Here is a 15,626-nt window from a genome sequence, read left to right as displayed (position 1 = left end):
TTTAGGGCCTTTGCGACCAAGGTCCCTAGCCAAAAGGCGCGCTATCATACCACTGTGATTCAGTAAAATATACATAGCATACAAAAAAAGCGCCAAAAGGCGCTTTGTTTTCAGCAAATACCTGAGATTAATGCTCAAACATTGCTGAAATAGATTCTTCGTTGCTAATACGACGAATAGTTTCTGCTAACATATCAGCAAGCGTTAGCACTTTTACTTTATCAAGCGCTTTAAGTTCATCAGATAATGGAATTGAGTCGGTTACAATAACTTCGTCAATAACAGAATCACGTAAATTTTCAGCTGCTTTACCTGATAAAATAGGGTGAGTTGCATAAGCAAATACGCGTTTAGCACCATGTTCTTTAAGTGCTTCAGCGGCTTTACATAACGTACCACCAGTATCAATCATGTCATCAACAATGATACAGTCACGGCCTTCTACATCACCAATAATATGCATTACCTGAGAAACATTTGCCTGTGGGCGGCGTTTATCAATAATAGCCAAATCAGTATCGTCTAATAGTTTTGCAATTGCACGTGCGCGCACTACACCACCAATATCTGGAGAAACAATAACAACATCATCAAAATGACGCTCTTTCATATCTTCAAGTAATACAGGGCTACCAAATACATTATCTACTGGTACATCAAAGAAGCCTTGAATTTGCTCTGCATGTAAATCAACCGTAAGTACACGGTCTACACCTACACTCGATAAGAAATCGGCAACAACTTTAGCAGTGATTGGTACGCGGGCAGAACGTACGCGACGGTCTTGGCGGGCATAACCAAAATAAGGAATGACGGCAGTAATACGACCCGCAGATGCGCGACGAAGAGCATCAACCATAACGATAAGTTCCATAAGGTTATCGTTTGTAGGGGCACAGGTTGATTGCAAGATAAAAACATCCGAGCCACGAACATTTTCATTAATTTGAACACTGATCTCACCGTCGCTAAAACGGCCAACAACAGCATCGCCTAATTCAATATATAAACGTTTTGCAACTTTTTGAGCTAACTCAGGTGTTGCGTTACCAGCGAAGAGCTTCATGTCAGGCACGGTAGGGTTCCTCAGGCACTGAAATTTTGGACTAACGAGTAATGATAAAAATCATTACGAGTTAACTTATGATTACTTTTACGTTACTTCATTGATCGAAAATGGCGGTTAACTCCGTATGAGCAGGAGAGATATTAGCATTTGACGCTACAAATCCCTGCCAAGTATGGGGGAGGTTAGCAAGTACATGGTTAGCTTGAGCTTGTGTATCAAACTCTACAAAACAACATGAACCTGTTCCGGTCATCTTCGACGGAGCGTATTTTAGCAACCACTGGAGGGTTTTTTCAACCTCGGGGCATAGCTTTTTAACTAAAGGCTCACAATCGTTGTGCAAAGTTTGCTGTTTCCAATCACCTGAGATTTTTGGTGTATCGCGTTTTAAGTCGGGGTGAGTGAATATTTTAGCGGTGCTTACATGCTGGTTTGGGTGCACAACACAGTACCATTTTTGCGCAAGTTCAATACGGTGTAGTTTTTCCCCAATGCCTTGCGCAATGGCGCTTTCACCACGTATAAAGACAGGCACATCAGCCCCTAATTGTAACCCTAAATTAGCAAGTTTATTAATGTCATAATTAATATTCCACAATTTATTGAGCGCTAATAGTGTTGTTGCCGCATCAGACGACCCCCCTCCAACACCTCCTCCCATAGGCAGTCGTTTTATCAAATTTATTTTTACACCGTGCTTTGTTTTAGTATCAGTTTGTAACATTAAAGCAGCTTTATAGATGAGATTATCTTCAAGTGGTATGTCTTTAGTATCACCAGTGATTGAAATTGATGGTTCATCTGTTAACTCAAAAGAGAGCTCATCGCCGAAGTTTAAGAAAGTAAATAAGGTTTCTAATTCGTGATACCCGTCATCTCGGCGCGCATTGATATGTAAAAATAAATTGAGTTTTGCAGGTGCAATAAGTGAAAAAAAGGTTTTGCTATTCATAGTTAATTAAATTGCCAGTCATATAGTTGAATTTTAATTTTAATTTTTTGGTGTTTGAGCGTCAGTTTTGTAGGCAACCAATAACCAGCGGTTTGTATATAATCTGCATAGTTTATTTGCCATTGTTTACTTTCATTATCCAACCAAAGTACTTGCTTCGAACGGCCAAGTTCATCAACTTGCAACGTTTGTGAATCAATAGTGCCTTTAAGCCAGTTATCAGCATTATTAACAGGTAAAGCAAAGCCAGTTAAGCGCTTAAGCAGCGCAGATGCATTGGTATCTACATAAACTTTATCGTCAAATTCAAGCTCAGCAACATTGCGCGACTGTTTTAGTTGTAAAATGCGTGTGCCAATAAATGAAGTCAGTACTAAATTATTGTTATTTTCTTGTTGCTGCCAATTTAAGTTTGCAGATTGGCGCTCATCGGGACTAATAAAAGCAAGTTTCCCCTCTACATGCCAAGTTTTTTGATTGGCGAGTTTACCTTTCCAGTTGTCGTAAGCTACTGTTTTATGGGTTAATTGTTGCGCACAACCACTTAAAAACATAAAAGTTATAGCTAATATTAAATAATGTCTAATCAAATGTTGTTCCTTACTTTCCATATTCCGCTGATTTTTGGTAAAATTGCCGCCTTTAAAGTAGGGCTCAGCAATATTTGGCAAACATGACCATAATAGCACTAGGTATAAATCACAAAACTGCTTCCGTAGAACTGCGTGAAAAAGTGGCTTTTTCGCCTGAGCAAATGTCAGAGGCGTTGCAGCAATTAAGTGGCCATGCCGACTTTAATGAAGCTGTGATCGTGTCTACCTGTAACCGAACAGAAATCTATTGTAGCCTTGCTCAGCAAAATTCCCAAACACTGTTAGCATGGCTTGCCAGTTTCCATGGTTTAGATGAACAGGAACTGAGTAATAACATTTATTGCCATGAGGGCAATCAAGCAATTAACCATTTAATGCGCGTTGCCTGCGGTTTAGATTCGCTTGTGTTAGGTGAACCGCAAATTTTAGGGCAAATTAAACAAGCCTATAATAGTGCTAAAACTCATGATGCAGTGGGTGTTACGTTTGACCGTTTGTTTCAAAAGACATTTTCGGTTGCTAAAGAGGTCCGAACTGAAACTAACATAGGCGCCAGTGCGGTTTCGGTAGCGTTTGCGGCTGTTAATTTAGCTAAGCATATTTATGGCAAGCTCGATAAAACCAATGTGTTATTAATAGGTGCAGGCGAAACAATAGAACTTGTTGCTAAGCATTTGTATCAAAATGAGCCACAAAATATTACCGTAGCCAATAGAACGATTGAACGAGCCCGCAATTTAGCCGATGAAGTGTCTGCAGATGTCATTGCATTAGCGCAGTTGCCAGAGCGTTTGCATAATGCAGATATTATAATAAGCTCAACGGCCAGTACACTGCCTATTATTGGTAAAGGTGTTGTGGAGCAAGCACTAAAGCAGCGCCGTAACAAACCGATGTTGTTTATTGATATTGCGGTACCGCGCGACATTGAAAGCCAAGTTGGTGAGCTAGATGCGGCTTATTTATACTCGGTTGACGACTTACAAACAATTGTAAGTGAAAATATGGCAGCGCGAGAACAAGCTGCACAGCAGGCACAAATAATTATTACTGAGCGCACTAAAGAGTTTTGTATGTGGATGCGTTCACTCGATTCTGTGGGGTTAATTCGTCACTATCGAAACGATGTTCAAACAATTAAGTCGGAATTAGTAGAAAGAGCAGTTAGCCAGCTTTCTAGTGGTAAAGACGCAGAAAAAGTAATTTTAGAATTGGCCAATAAGTTAACCAACCGCTTAATGCACGCGCCTACCCGTGCCATTCAAGATGCGGCTAAAAAAGGTGAAGTGGCTCAATTAAATCAGTTGAAAAAAATGTTAGGTATTGATCAGGAATAACCGTTAAATGAAAGAGTCTGTTTATAATAAATTAGAAACGCTAGTAGAGCGCTACGAAGAAGTACAAGCACTGTTGAGCGACCCGTCGGTTATTAGCGATCAAAATCGCTTTCGTGGCCTTTCAAAAGAATACTCTGAGCTTGAAGAAATAGTTAAAACTTTTTTAGCATATCAACAAACAAAAGAAGATTTAGCAAGCGCTGAAGAGATGCTTAAAGACTCAGACCCTGATATGCGAGAAATGGCACAGGAAGAGTATAAAGAAGCCAAAGCACAAATATTAAGTCTTGAAGATGAAATTCAGGTATTAATGCTTCCTAAAGATCCAAAAGATAATAACAATGTATTTTTAGAAGTCCGCGCAGGCACAGGGGGTGATGAAGCCGCTATTTTTGCCGGTGATTTATTTAGAATGTACAGCCGTTTTGCTGAAACGCAAAAGTGGAAATTAGAAGTAGTAACTACCAATGAAGGTGAACACGGTGGTTACAAAGAAGTCATTGCTAACATTAGCGGTGAAGGCGTATACGGTAAGCTTAAATTTGAGTCTGGCGTACACCGTGTACAACGTGTACCAGAGACTGAATCGCAAGGTCGTGTTCATACATCGGCGTGCACCGTAGCGGTAATGGCAGAAATTCCAGAAGCTGAAGCAATTGAAATTAACACCGCCGATATAAAAGTAGATACTTTTAGAGCATCGGGTGCAGGTGGCCAGCACGTAAATAAAACTGACTCAGCAATTCGTATTACGCATTTACCTACGGGTGTGGTTGTTGAATGTCAAGATGAGCGTTCGCAGCATAAAAACCGTGCTAAAGCGATGTCAGTACTTGCAGCGCGTTTACAGCAAGCTGAAGATGAGAAGCGTCATGCAGCAGAAGCCTCTGAGCGTCGTAATTTAGTCGGTAGTGGTGACCGTTCTGAACGTATTCGTACTTATAACTATCCGCAGGGACGTATAACCGATCACCGTATTAACTTAACGCTGTACCGCTTAAATGAAGTCGTAGCGGGTGATTTAGGTGCCATTGTAGACCCATTAATGCAAGAGCATCAGGCTGATTTACTTGCCGCAATGGGCGATGAGTAATAGTGAATCAAACTCTCGAGCAAGCTGTTGCTGCTGGCGCTAATTTATTAGCGCAAAGCAGCGAAAGTGCGAAATTAGACGCACAGGTATTACTTCTTCATGTTCTTGATAAACCACGTAGCTATCTTTTTACTTGGCCCGAAAGGTTGCTCAGTACAGAGCAACAACATACCTTTGACACTCTTTGCGCTCGGCGATTAAGCGGCGAACCTGTAGCGCATATTACAGGGCAACGTGAGTTTTGGAGCTTAACCTTAGAAGTCAATGCAACAACGTTAATTCCGCGGCCAGATACTGAAACATTAGTTGAGGCTGCACTTGGTTTAGGAATTTCGGAAAATGCAAAAGTTCTGGACCTGGGAACAGGTACTGGCGCCATTGCATTGGCATTGGGTAGTGAAATGCCTTTGTGGAATATTACAGCGGTAGATAAAGTGACTGACGCTGTAGCGCTTGCAACTCGGAATCAACAGCGTCTAGGACTTGGTAATGTGCGTGTTAAACAAAGCAATTGGTTTAGCTCACTTGATAATGAATATTTTGATCTTATAGTTACCAACCCACCGTACATAGAAAGTAGTGACGAACATTTGGCTCAAGGCGATGTGCGATTTGAACCTTTATCTGCCTTAGTTGCTGAAGATTCAGGAATGTCTGATATTAAACAAATAATTACACAATCACGTGACTATTTGCTATCTAGTGGCTATCTTCTAATAGAGCACGGTTATGACCAAGGTTTTGCTGTTCGTGAATTTTTTAAAACGATGGCCTTTGTTAATATTAAAACGATAAAAGATCTTGGTGAAAATGACCGTGTAACGCTCGCACAGTGGCCATAATAAGCTTAATTATTACTGCATCCGTGTGTTAAATGTGTCATGTAGGAATTCTAATTATGATGGGTGACTTTTTATTTTCAGATGAGCCAGATACACCGGTAGATAACACCGATTTGGGCACCTGGAAAGTACTAATCGTTGATGACGAACCTGAAGTTCATGCAGTTACTAAATTGGCATTGAGTGATTTTGAGTTTCAAAATAAACGTTTAGAATTTATCAGCGCGTATTCTGGCGCTGAGGCTAAAACTTTAATTGATGAGCATAAAGACGCAGCAATTGTTCTACTTGATGTTGTAATGGAAACAGACGATGCAGGCCTGCAAGTTGTAAAATATATTCGTGAAACCGCAAAAAATAACCACATTCGTATTATTTTACGTACCGGCCAACCTGGTCAGGCACCAGAACGCCAAGTAATAGTTAATTTTGATATTAACGACTACAAATCAAAAACAGAACTCACCGCACAAAAATTGTTTACAGTTATCATGTCGAGCCTTCGTTCTTACCGCGACATTATTTCAATAGAGCAGTCGCGAATTGGTCTTGAAAAAATAATAACCGCTTCGCGTAATATATTTTCTGCGCATTCAATTGAGCAATTTATTGAAGGTGTAATGCAACAACTTACATCTTTACTCGGCATTTCAGATCAAGCTATGTATGCCACAACGCTTGTGGCACAAAACCCGGCATCTCAAAATAATAAAATGATTATTTGCTCAGGTACCGGTGAGTTTGAAAAAAGCGAAGGTAAGAACTTAGAAGAGGTTCTTCACGCAGAACAACTAAGTGCATGCCAAGAAGCTTTAGCTAATCAGACTATTATCTACAAAGACAATTATTTATTTGCTTATTGCAGCAGTGAATATAACCATAGTTCGATGTTGTTCATTACTGGCATTCCAAATGCTTTGACAGATACACAACGAAACTTAGTTGAAATTTTTGCCCAAAATGTGCAATTAGCGTTTGAAAATGTTCAGCTACAATGCGAAATAGAAGCCACCCAGCAAGAACTTGTTTACAGATTAAGTGAGGCGGTTGAGCAACGCTCTACTGAAACAGGTAATCATGTAAAACGTGTTGCACATATTTGCCACGCACTTGCTATTGGCTATGGATTATCAAAACAACAAGCCGACTTAATTAGATTGGCTGCGCCCTTGCATGATGTAGGTAAAGTAGGTATACCCGATTCGGTTTTAAATAAACCTGCAAAGCTTGATGCCCCCGAATGGGAAGTAATGAAAACTCACACAGACAAAGGGTACGGGATTTTAAAAGGGTCTGCTCACGAAATTGTGAGTGCAGGGGCTACCATAGCTAAAGAGCATCATGAAAAGTGGGATGGCACAGGCTACCCTCAAGGCTTACAGGGAAGCCGAATTAACATATTTGGTCGTATTGTAGCATTGGCTGATGTGTACGACGCATTAAGGCATAAGCGTTGTTACAAAGACTCATGGACACTTGAACGCGTAGTAGAAGAAATAAACTCGCAAAAAGGCTCGCACTTTGAGCCAAAATTAGTTGACGTTTTTAACGAAAATCTCAATGAACTTGAAACAATTATTAAACGTTACCCAGATTAATTTTATATAAATAGAAGAACAGAGGCATATGGATTATTTAGCAGTAAAGCACTCACACATGGCAATAGCAGCATTGAGTGTAGTTTTATTTTATATTCGATCTTTTTCACGAATGGGCAGTGGCAAAATTGCTCGTAATAAAGTTGTATTTATTGGTAGTCATAGCATTGATACATTACTTTTAATTTCTGCATTTACACTCATGTATATGGGGAAGATAAACCCGTTTGAACAACATTGGTTATTAGAAAAAATTATATTAGTGGTTGCTTATATTGCTATTGGAATTATAAGCGCTAAGCAAACTAATTTTTTGGCTAAAATATCTTACCTTATTGTAAATACGTTTGTTATTTTAGCTATTGGTTATTTGGCAACAGCCAAGTCAGCATTACTACTTTAAGCCTTAAATAAATTTACCGAGCTTTAGTATCTCTAAAGCTCGAATATTCCCTCCATGCATTTGATCAAGTACATTTCGTTATTGGAATATATGGGTAGAATTAGGTAAACTACGCGTTCGTTTTCTAGAAATGTTGCAGTATTGATGACCACTTTTGGGTTTGATGAACACGATGACTCTTATATTGATGATGCTTACGATGACTTTACCCCTGCGGCAATTTATCGTTGTATTAAGGCTGAATCGAAATGGGATCCACAACTAGACTTAACAGCCGCTTTTGATGTTCTTGCTGATTTTGAAAAACAAATTAATGCATTATGTATTGTTGTACCCGACTATCATGAACGCTTAGATAAGTTGCTAGACACCTTTTACAGTACATGGCTATTTAGCGCTTCGAGTTTAAAAGTACCTGAGCATAAATTAAATAGCCTAAGCTACACCCTAACTATGCGTAGCGGCTCGCCAACTACTCTGGCAATTTTACTTTGTCATTTTTTACAACAGGCTAACCTCGATGCCAGTATGAGCCTAAATCAAGGCGATATAGGTGTTCATATTGCTATGAGCGATGAAGAAGGCTATTTGGTTGAGCCAAGTAGCGGTCAGCAAAGTTGGTATATTATTCCTGAAAATGCTGATGAAGCTGAAGGGCAAGAACAAGAGCCCTTAGAACTTATTTTTGACGATGAAGTTTATAAGCTTTTCTTAGCGCAGCAAAAGTGGTCTTTCATTAGTGAAAATAAATTTGGCCACGCATTAACATGCGTTGAAATGTTAATGGAATTAATTGGCGACGACCCATACGAAAGGCGTGACAGAGGGTATTTATTAAATCAGCTCGATTGCCCTAAAATGGCCCGCGATGATCTACAATTTTTTGTAGATGAATGCCCAGATGATCCAGCAATAGAAATCATCCAACACCAAATTGAAGAATTAGAAGATAATAATAAAACTCACCATTAATATTAGGGAATACCATGGTTGAAACACAAAGCGCATTAATCACCAATGATGCAGTTGTGCTTGGTTTACTCGCAGTTATTTTGGGGTTTATATTTAAAACCTCAAACAGCGAGCGCCCAGCATTAAAAACGTTCTATAAATATGTACCGGCTCTATTACTTTGCTACTTTTTACCTTCTTTGCTTAATACGTTTGGTATTGTCGATGGTAATAAATCGAATGTTTATTACGTTGCTTCACGTTATTTATTACCTGCCTGTTTGATACTTTTAACTATTAGCATTGATTTAAAAGCGATTTTAAACTTAGGCCCTAAAGCACTAATTATGTTTTTAGTCGGAACGCTCGGTATTGTTATCGGCGGACCCCTGGCTATATTAGTTGTGAGCGCGGTAGACCCTACAATTGTAGGCGGGCATGGGCCAGATGCTGTATGGCGCGGCATGACCACCGTAGCTGGAAGCTGGATTGGCGGTGGTGCAAACCAAGCCTCAATGAAAGAAATGTTTGAGGTGGGCGGCGATATTTTTTCAGTGATGGTCACCGTTGATGTCATAGTGGCTAATATTTGGATGGCAGTTTTGTTACTAATGGCAGCTAACCATAAGAAAATTGATGCTGCTACAGGAGCAGACACCAGCGCCATTGAAGATTTAAAGCAGCGTGTTGAAAAATACCATGCAGAGCATGCGCGCATGCCAACGCTGAATGACTACATGACATTGCTTGCTATTGCATTTGGTATTACTGGTTTAGCCCATTTTTGCGCAGACTTTTTAGGGCCGTTTTTCGCTAATAATTATGCGTGGGCAAAAGAGTACAGTTTAACCAGTAAGTTTTTCTGGTTAATTGTCATTTCAACTACCATTGGTATTAGTTTGTCTTTTACTAAAGTAAGACAGATTGAAGCATTTGGTGCATCTAAAGTAGCCTCAAGCTTTTTATACATTTTAGTTGCCTCAATTGGCTTACATATGAATGTAACCGCTATTTTTGATAACCCGGGCTTGTTTTTAGTGGGGGCTATTTGGATGCTAGTACATGCTGGTTTAATGTTGCTTGTTGCAAAATTAATTAAAGCACCGCTTTTTTATATGGCAGTAGGCTCGCAAGCTAATGTCGGAGGCGCAGCGTCTGCGCCTGTTGTTGCGTCAGCATTTCACCCTTCGCTTGCGCCTGTCGGTGTTTTACTGGCTGTATTAGGTTACGGAGTGGGTACATACATGGCTTATATTTGTGGATTAATGTTGCAAGCAGTTGCACCTTAAGGAATTAAAATGAAAGATCAAATTATCAAAATTAATGATATTGAATTAGCAAACAACAAACCGTTTGTTTTATTTGGTGGTATGAACGTTTTAGAATCGCGCGACTTAGCCATGCGCATTGCAGAGCATTATGTAGAAGTGACAACTAAACTAAACATACCATATGTGTTTAAAGCATCATTTGATAAAGCTAATCGTTCTTCAATCAACTCGTACCGTGGCCCAGGTATGGAAGAAGGGTTAAAAATATTTGAAGAAATTAAAAACACCTTCAATATTCCTCTTATCACTGACGTTCACGAACCGCATCAAGCGGCGCCGCTTGCTGAAGTGGTTGATGTTATTCAGTTGCCTGCTTTTTTAGCCCGCCAAACAGACTTAGTTGTTGCTATGGCAAAAACAGGTGCGATTATCAATGTTAAAAAGCCGCAATTTTTAGCACCACATGAAATGCGTCATATCATTACTAAATTTAATGAGGCTGGTAATAATAATATTGCACTTTGTGAGCGTGGCTCTAGCTTTGGGTATAATAACCTGGTTGTTGATATGTTAGGTATGGATGACATGAAATCAATGGCACCAGTTATTTTTGATGCAACGCATGCGCTGCAACGCCCAGGTGGTCGTGCAGATTCAGCTGATGGGCGTCGAGCTCAAGCGGCAGAGCTAGCCAGAAGTGGAATGGCTTTGGGGATCGCTGGTTTATTTATAGAAGCACATCCAAACCCTAATGAAGCAAAGTGTGATGGACCATGTGCATTAGCCCTAAGTAAATTAGAAGGCTACCTATCGCAAATGAAAGCAGTAGATGATTTGGTTAAGAGTTTTGCGCCGTTAGATACCAGCGCTAGCGACTTATAAAAAGTGACCACATAATAAAAAGCGACATTAGTCGCTTTTTTTACACCTTAAATATACTCTTTCTCGTCATGGGTATATAATTCATGCATAAGAAAAACTAATTCAAAGCTTGGTTATTATGTCAAGACGAGTCCCCCCATTAAACGCACTCAAAGCATTTGAAGCTGCAGCACGGCATTTGAGTTTTACAAAAGCCGCAGAAGAGCTTTATGTAACGCAAGCAGCTGTCAGTCATCAAATAAAAACACTCGAAGAACATTTAGGTTTAAAGCTATTTTTACGAAAAAATCGCTCTTTATTATTAACGGAAGAAGGCCAAGGTTATTTTTTAGATATTAAAGAAATTTTTACGCAACTGATTGATGCCACAGAAAAGTTACTTGCGCGGGGGGCCAAAGGCTCATTAACGGTAAGTTTAACCCCTAGTTTTGCAATTCAATGGTTAGTGCCTCGTTTAAGTTTATTTAATGAGTTACACCCTGAAATTGACGTAAGAATAAAAGCACAAGACCAAGACGAAAATTCGTTAAGTGACGATGTCGACATTGCCATTTACTACGGGCGTGGCCACTGGAATGGAGTGCAAGCTTATAAGTTACATACAGAGTATTTAGTGCCATTGTGCAGCCCTATGTTATTGAGTGGCCCCAAACCACTTGATCAACCCAGTGATTTAGCACAGCACACCTTATTGCATGACACTACACGTAAAAATTGGAAAACGTGGATGAAAACTGCGGGTGTACGTAACGTACAAGTAAATCAAGGGCCTATATTTAGCCACTCTTCTATGGTGCTGCAAGCTGCCGTTCATGGCCAAGGCGTTGCAATTGGGAATAGTGTGTTAGCCAAACCAGATATTGATGCAGGGCGACTAGTTATTCCGTTTAGCCACAGTCTAGAAAGTAAAAACGCTTATTATTTGGTGCTTCGTGAGTCACAAACTGAACTGGGAAAAATAGTGTCATTTAAAGAATGGATGCTAAGTTTGGTTGAACAAGAGCAAGAGTATTAATCATGATTGAATGGTTCAAAAGTCAAAGTCAACCCGCAATTGCGCAGTTTATTTTTGCCCATGGTGCTGGTGCTGGCAGTGATTCTGATTTTATGCAGCACGTGGCTGCACTGATCAGTGAGCAGGGTGTTGATGTTGGTTTATTTGATTTTGAATATATGCAAATTGCAAAGCAAACCGGCAAGCGACGCCCACCAGAGCGTGCTCCCAAGTTGCTTGCATACTATGAGCAAGTATTAACGCATGCCCAACCTAAATTACCCTTGTTTATTGGCGGTAAATCAATGGGCGGGCGAATGGCGTCAATGCTTGCATGCACAACTAAGCAGCCAATTAAAGGCGTTATTGCATTTGGTTACCCATTTCATCCACCAGGTAAACCAGACAAGCTGCGTACAGAACACTTTGCTGATATTCCTTGTCCATTTTTAGTGTTGCAAGGTGAGCGAGATACATTTGGTACGCGTGAAGAACTAAAAACGCTGGCAATGCCAAAACAGCCCGACTATGTATGGCTGGCTGATGGCGACCATTCGTTAAAACCACGTAAAAAAAGTGGCATTACTGAATTAGAAAACCGCCAAATAGCAGCTTCTAGTGCAGTACAATTTATAAACAAAATGTTGGATGAATAATGACAAAACTATTTTTAATGGCAGGCAGTTTATTTTGTATGCTTTCGGTTATGTTGGGGGCTTTTGCCGCTCACGGACTAAAAAGTCGTCTATCAGAGTATTCGATAGGTGTGTTTAAAACAGCCGCTGAGTATCAAATGGTGCACGGTTTAGCATTAATTGCAGTAGCATTACTCTTAAAATGGGGTATTAACCTAAATTGGGCTGGCCACTTTTTTATAATAGGTACACTGCTTTTTAGTGGCAGCCTATATTTATTAGCACTGACAGGAATGAAGTGGTTAGGGCCAATTACTCCTCTTGGTGGGGTGTGCTTTATTATTGGTTGGATTGTTATTTTAGTGCAAGTTGCACGATTTAAGTTTTAAAAAGTTTAAGGGTTATTATGTCTAGTGTTGTGATTTATTGTCGCAGTGGGTTTGAAAACGATGCAGCTGCTGAAATAACATTTCATGCTGCTGAGCAAGGTTTTGCAGGGTATGTAAAGGCAAAACCTAATACAGGTTACGTTATATATGAATGTTTTGAAGCGCAGCATAGCGACGAGATAATCAAAAAAATCGACTTCAAAAATATGGTGTTTGCTCGCCAGTGGTTTGCCGGCACATTATTAGAAGATATGCCTTTAGAAGACCGTGTAGGCGCAGTTGTGCAAGCAGCTAAAGATTTTCCTTTATGCGCTGAATTACGAGTAGAGACGCCTGATACAAACGAAGGGAAAGAACTGCTTACTTTTTGTAAAAAAATATCCACGCCGCTTAAAAAAGCACTAGAGAAACAAAACACCGTGTTGCGTGAGTCAAAGGCAAATCGGCCTGTGATGCATGTGTTATTTTTGGAAAATAATACCGCATATGTTGGCTATTCATACAGCTATAACAATTCACCCAACTTTATGGGGATTTTACGTTTGCGTATGCCAAGCGATGGTCCTAGCCGTTCTACACTTAAACTTGATGAAGCGTTCAATGTGTTTATACCAGAGCAACAAAGAGAAACACGTGTTGCTGCAGGTATGCGATGTGTTGACCTAGGCGCATGCCCAGGTGGTTGGACATATCAGTTGGTGCGCAGAGGCATGTTTGTTAATGCAATAGATAATGGACCAATGAATGATAACCTAATGGAAACAGGGCAGGTTAAGCATTTTAGAGAGGATGGCTTTAAATATCGTCCAGAGAAAAGAAACATTACTTGGCTTGTATGTGACATGGTAGAAAAACCAACCAAAGTAACCAGCCTAATGATTGACTGGGCAGTCAATGCCTATGCAAAAGAGCTTATTTTTAATCTTAAATTACCAATGAAAAAGCGCTTTGACAGTGTATATGAGTGCTTAGCAATGATAAAAGAAGAGCTCGTTAAGTACGGTATTAGCTACGAATTACAAGCTAAGCATTTATACCATGATAGAGAAGAGATCACGGTACATTTAAATGTGACTAAAGTTCCTCAAAGCTTATACAGCTGATTGAAGACAAAAAATGGGCCGCTAGGCCCATTTTTATATACACACTGTTACTAAAGTAATAACTTCATTTTAGAGTTAGCTTCGGTATTTTGGTCGGTAATTATCTACCCACAGCCTTGTAGCACCGCATACCGCGACAGGCATAACAATTAGGTTAACAAATGGAATGGCTGTTAATAGCATAACAGCAAAGCCAAACCCATAAGAAAGCCCCTGTTTAGACTTTAAGTCGTTTTTCATTTCTTTAAAACTAATTTTATGGTTATCAAACGCATAATCTTTATACTGCACAGCGTACATCCAACAAGTAAATAAAACCCACAGAATTTGCCCTATTACCGGTAATACCCACAGTAATATAAAAAAGCCAATAGCACGTGGTAAGTAATAGCATAGCTTGGTCCACTCACGGGCAAGCATACGTGGTATATCTTTTATTAAGTCAGCAAAGCCATCATCGTTAATTTTTTGACCCGTTAGGTACAATTCTACTTTTTCGCTTAAAAGTGCATTAAATGGGGCTGCAATAAAGTTTGTAATCACGGTAAACACCATACTATAACTAAATAGCACGACTAATACCGCAATTGGCCACATTAACCATTCTAACCAGCTTAGCCATTCGGGAAGCATATTGTTGATATAATTAAAACTGTCACTCAGCCACCCAAATAAGAAAAATAATGAACTACCGAATAATAAAATATTAATCAAAAGCGGAATGAGCACAAAGCGCTTTAATCCTTTTTGGCTTATTAATTTAAACCCTGAAAAAAAATATTCCATACCTTGTATGATCTGCACAACAACCTCAATCAATGTTTACAACTTAAGTTAGTATAAATAGCTTAATAATTTTGAACAGCTATTTTGCGTAACAAAGTGTTTAAAGCAAGGTATACGCATTTTTTATCAGTTCCTTATTTGAAAGTACTGAGTCTGAATCATTTAAAGCGGTAATTGTGTTAAAACACAATGCAGAGGTTGTTCATTTGTTACAATTCGGTATAGTTTCACAACATATAATTAATATAAATTTGAGATACTCAATGCAGTTAGTTGATTTAAAACCGAATGACCAGGATGTGATTAATGTTTTTGCTGATATCGACCGACTTATAAACTCTTTATACCCTGTAGCTACCGCGCAATCACTTACCTTAAGCGAACTAGATAAACCTAACGTTTATGCCATTGGGTTAAAAAATGATGACGGGATTGTTGCTTGTGGGGCAATTGTAATGCAATCAGGGGAACCATCTTACGCAGAAGTAAGACGCCTTTATGTAAACCCTAGTTACCGTGGGAAAGGGTTATCTCGCAGAGTTATGCAAATTCTTTTGCACTACGCAGGCGAAGAAGAAATACCATTAATTAGATTGGAAACCGGCCCTAAACAAATTGAATCGATTAAACTATATGAAAATTTAGGATTTAAACGTTGTGGTTGTTTTGGTTCTTACAAAGATAACCCGCAAAGTGTGTTTATGGAGCTTGGCTTAAGTCAATAACAA

At 39.5% G+C, this 15,626-nt stretch carries 17 protein-coding genes; 13 read left to right on the top strand and 4 right to left on the bottom strand.

The features are described from left to right. Positions 1–127: 127 nt before the first annotated feature. From PS1M3_RS10685 to lolB, 3 genes are all read right to left on the bottom strand, one after another. Positions 128–1,075, bottom strand: coding sequence for a ribose-phosphate pyrophosphokinase (locus PS1M3_RS10685; RefSeq protein ID WP_008133143.1), 948 nt, complete (start codon positions 1,073–1,075; stop codon positions 128–130). A gap of 88 nt (positions 1,076–1,163) precedes the next feature. Next, positions 1,164–2,021, bottom strand: a complete 858-nt coding sequence (gene ispE, locus PS1M3_RS10680) for a 4-(cytidine 5'-diphospho)-2-C-methyl-D-erythritol kinase (protein ID WP_203984161.1) — start codon at positions 2,019–2,021, stop codon at positions 1,164–1,166. Between the two features lie 2 nt (positions 2,022–2,023). Continuing rightward, positions 2,024–2,611, bottom strand: a complete 588-nt coding sequence (gene lolB, locus PS1M3_RS10675) for a lipoprotein insertase outer membrane protein LolB (protein ID WP_203984159.1) — start codon at positions 2,609–2,611, stop codon at positions 2,024–2,026. Between the two features lie 83 nt (positions 2,612–2,694). Here lolB and hemA point away from each other — a divergent pair, with 83 nt between their 5' ends. The 12 genes from hemA (at position 2,695) to rlmM (ending at position 14,112) form a co-directional block, all read left to right on the top strand. Next, complete coding sequence (gene hemA / locus PS1M3_RS10670; RefSeq protein WP_170865573.1) at positions 2,695–3,951, top strand: glutamyl-tRNA reductase; 1,257 nt, start codon at positions 2,695–2,697, stop codon at positions 3,949–3,951. A gap of 7 nt (positions 3,952–3,958) precedes the next feature. Further along, entirely contained in the window at positions 3,959–5,044 is a 1,086-nt protein-coding gene (gene prfA, locus PS1M3_RS10665; RefSeq protein ID WP_006794503.1) for a peptide chain release factor 1, read from the top strand. Positions 5,045–5,046: 2 nt separating this feature from the next. Next, positions 5,047–5,886 carry a peptide chain release factor N(5)-glutamine methyltransferase gene (gene prmC, locus PS1M3_RS10660; RefSeq protein WP_203984150.1) on the top strand — a complete coding sequence of 280 codons (840 nt, stop codon included), beginning with the start codon at positions 5,047–5,049 and terminating at the stop codon, positions 5,884–5,886. A gap of 56 nt (positions 5,887–5,942) precedes the next feature. Beyond that, positions 5,943–7,484 carry a DUF3369 domain-containing protein gene (locus tag PS1M3_RS10655; protein WP_203984148.1) on the top strand — a complete coding sequence of 514 codons (1,542 nt, stop codon included), beginning with the start codon at positions 5,943–5,945 and terminating at the stop codon, positions 7,482–7,484. 28 nt (positions 7,485–7,512) lie between these two features. After that, a complete protein-coding gene (locus PS1M3_RS10650) occupies positions 7,513–7,887 on the top strand; it encodes a SirB2 family protein (protein WP_203984146.1) in 375 nt (124 codons plus the stop codon). 144 nt (positions 7,888–8,031) lie between these two features. Further along, the gene (locus PS1M3_RS10645) at positions 8,032–8,859 is read left to right on the top strand and encodes a tetratricopeptide repeat protein (RefSeq protein WP_203987309.1); all 828 of its coding nucleotides are present in this window, start codon (positions 8,032–8,034) and stop codon (positions 8,857–8,859) included. Positions 8,860–8,873: 14 nt separating this feature from the next. Further along, a complete protein-coding gene (locus tag PS1M3_RS10640; RefSeq protein WP_058428627.1) occupies positions 8,874–10,127 on the top strand; it encodes a DUF819 domain-containing protein in 1,254 nt (417 codons plus the stop codon). A gap of 9 nt (positions 10,128–10,136) precedes the next feature. Continuing rightward, a complete protein-coding gene (kdsA, locus tag PS1M3_RS10635; protein WP_203984144.1) occupies positions 10,137–10,991 on the top strand; it encodes a 3-deoxy-8-phosphooctulonate synthase in 855 nt (284 codons plus the stop codon). Between the two features lie 118 nt (positions 10,992–11,109). After that, entirely contained in the window at positions 11,110–12,006 is an 897-nt protein-coding gene (locus PS1M3_RS10630; RefSeq protein WP_006794510.1) for a transcriptional regulator GcvA, read from the top strand. A gap of 2 nt (positions 12,007–12,008) precedes the next feature. Continuing rightward, complete coding sequence (locus PS1M3_RS10625; RefSeq protein WP_203984142.1) at positions 12,009–12,641, top strand: alpha/beta family hydrolase; 633 nt, start codon at positions 12,009–12,011, stop codon at positions 12,639–12,641. Then, positions 12,641–13,009, top strand: a complete 369-nt coding sequence (locus PS1M3_RS10620; RefSeq protein WP_006794512.1) for a DUF423 domain-containing protein — start codon at positions 12,641–12,643, stop codon at positions 13,007–13,009. The genes PS1M3_RS10625 and PS1M3_RS10620 overlap by 1 nt, the downstream gene beginning before the upstream one ends. 17 nt (positions 13,010–13,026) lie before the next feature. Further along, complete coding sequence (rlmM, locus tag PS1M3_RS10615) at positions 13,027–14,112, top strand: 23S rRNA (cytidine(2498)-2'-O)-methyltransferase RlmM (RefSeq protein ID WP_203984140.1); 1,086 nt, start codon at positions 13,027–13,029, stop codon at positions 14,110–14,112. Positions 14,113–14,187: 75 nt separating this feature from the next. Here the strand turns inward: rlmM and cysZ are convergent, their stop codons facing one another. Then, a complete protein-coding gene (cysZ, locus tag PS1M3_RS10610; protein ID WP_200888040.1) occupies positions 14,188–14,898 on the bottom strand; it encodes a sulfate transporter CysZ in 711 nt (236 codons plus the stop codon). A 263-nt stretch (positions 14,899–15,161) separates the two neighbouring features. On the opposite strand from cysZ, the gene PS1M3_RS10605 reads away from it, so the two are divergent. After that, positions 15,162–15,623 (top strand): GNAT family N-acetyltransferase, encoded by a 462-nt coding sequence (locus PS1M3_RS10605; protein WP_010556018.1) that lies wholly within the window; start codon positions 15,162–15,164, stop codon positions 15,621–15,623. Positions 15,624–15,626: the final 3 nt, after the last annotated feature.

The sequence above is a fragment of the Pseudoalteromonas sp. PS1M3 genome (assembly GCF_016865405.1).
Taxonomy (GTDB): domain Bacteria; phylum Pseudomonadota; class Gammaproteobacteria; order Enterobacterales; family Alteromonadaceae; genus Pseudoalteromonas; species Pseudoalteromonas marina.
This window is presented reverse-complemented; position numbering and strand designations above follow the sequence as displayed.